2 protein-coding genes are annotated in these 1943 nt (G+C 43.4%); both read left to right on the top strand.

The genetic code is table 11. The features are described 5' to 3' along the window. Positions 1-328: 328 nt before the first annotated feature. Entirely contained in the window at positions 329-1282 is a 954-nt protein-coding gene (locus AC805_RS16735) for an NmrA family NAD(P)-binding protein (protein ID WP_055076461.1), read from the top strand. Positions 1283-1469: 187 nt separating this feature from the next. Further along, positions 1470-1769 (top strand): DUF6825 family protein, encoded by a 300-nt coding sequence (locus AC805_RS16730; protein ID WP_055076460.1) that lies wholly within the window; start codon positions 1470-1472, stop codon positions 1767-1769. Positions 1770-1943: the final 174 nt, after the last annotated feature.

Genomic DNA, 1943 nt, shown 5'->3' with positions numbered 1-1943 from the left:
GCCTGTGCCTCAGCTTTTAGGGTTTTATATTTAATTGCGCCTAGATATAGCAGTAGCCAGTTATGTTAGGACAAAAACAAAACCCAGAAGAGTGTTGCGGCGCGAAGCGCCGCAACACTCTTCTGGGTTTTATGTCTTAACCTATTTGGCTATAACTATACCTATAAATCTAGATTGAAAAAGCAGATCGAGAAGTCCTCATCGTCTTTAGAGCTTTTTTACTATCCGTAGACAGATATCGCGATCGCCACCATCGCTTACCAAAAGATGTCACCAAATATCTGATAGATTTATATATGTTTACAAAGTCAATTTAATAAAAAATTTTATGAGCTTACTGATCGTTGGCGCGACAGGTACATTAGGTCGTCAAATCACCCGTCACGCAATAGATCGGGGGCTAAAAGTCAAATGTCTTGTCCGCTATCCTAAAAAAGCAGGATTTCTTAGGGAATGGGGAGCCGATTTGGTTGTCGGGAATCTTACTAATCCCGAAAGCCTAGATGACGCATTAGAAGGGGTCACTGAAATTATTGATGCCGCCACTACCCGCGCCACTGGCTCCTTGAGAATTAAAGATGTCGATTGGCTAGGAAAGGTTGCCCTGATTCAAGCCGCCGAGCGCGCTAAGATTCAGCGTTTTGTCTTTTTCTCCATTCTTAATGCTGAGAAATATCCCAATGTTCCGTTGATGGACATTAAATATTGCACCGAAAAATTTCTTGCATCCACCGATCTCAACTACACCATCCTCAAACCCTGCGGGTTTTACCAAAACTTGATTGGGGAATATGCGATCCCCATCCTCGAAAATCAAACGATCTGGATTGGCGGTGAATCATCCCCGATCGCTTACATGAATACTCAAGATATCGCCAAGTTTGCAGTTCGTGCGCTCACGGTTAAGGAAACCGAGCGCAAGTCCTTTGCGATCGCAGGTCCCAAAGCATGGCAGCCAAGCGAAATTATCAAACTCTGCGAAAGAATGTCGGGACGAACCCGCCGCACCGCCAATATGCCCCTTGGATTACTCCGCTTTGCCCGCAAATTTGCCCTAGGTTTTGAATGGGGTTGGAGTTTTGCAGAACGCATGACCTATGCCGAAGTTCTTGCCAGTGGGATTCCCCTTGACGCAGATATGGCGGAAACTTACAAAACTTTCGATCTTCAAGAAGAAGATATGACCACGTTGGAATCCTATATGCAGGAATACTTCAGCCGTATTCTTAAAAAACTGAAGGAGCTAGATTATAAGGAACCCAAAATTAAAGCTCCGTTCTAGAATTCATTCTAGATAGACTATGTATGCAGTGCTGCCTACCCCCTTTGAATTTTGTTGCTATATTTAGAACAGACTAAAAAGAACAGACTAGAAAGAACAGACTAAACACTCTCCCTTAAGTGGTAACTCCAGTTAATACCTAAATCCAATAATTAAATCTAAGAATTAAATCTAATATTTCAAAATTATGAGCAAATCACCATTAGACGCTTTCTTTATTGGTAGAGCCACTGCTGAGGCTGTGATCGATCGCATCGAAGACACTGTTACCGATGCTCTCAGTGCCTTCGGCAAATTTGATGCCGAACAGCGCGAACATCTGCGTACTTTCGTTGAAGCAATTTTAGAGAAAGCAGATCGGCAAAAGGGAGCCGTCACGAAGGATGATGGCGATATCGCCCCTGACGAGTTGCAGGAAACTATTGACAATCTCCGTGCCGAAATTGCACAACTAAAGTCTGAATTGCAGCAATATCGACATCAGTAAACTAACGTGAGTTCGGGATAATTTGAAATGGGCTTTGAGAAAGGGTTTGCGTAGTAAACCCTTTCTCAAAGCCCCAAAGTAAAAGCCTTGCGTAGCAAGGCTTTTACTTTGGGGCTTTGAAAATTTGCCAGCTTAACCCGAACTGACGTTATATAGCTGTCGCCTGTACTAGGA

This window comes from Pseudanabaena sp. 'Roaring Creek', from assembly GCF_001402795.1.
Taxonomy (GTDB): domain Bacteria; phylum Cyanobacteriota; class Cyanobacteriia; order Pseudanabaenales; family Pseudanabaenaceae; genus Pseudanabaena.
Note: the sequence above shows the minus strand (reverse complement) of the source record. Positions and strands in the feature narration are given on the sequence as shown.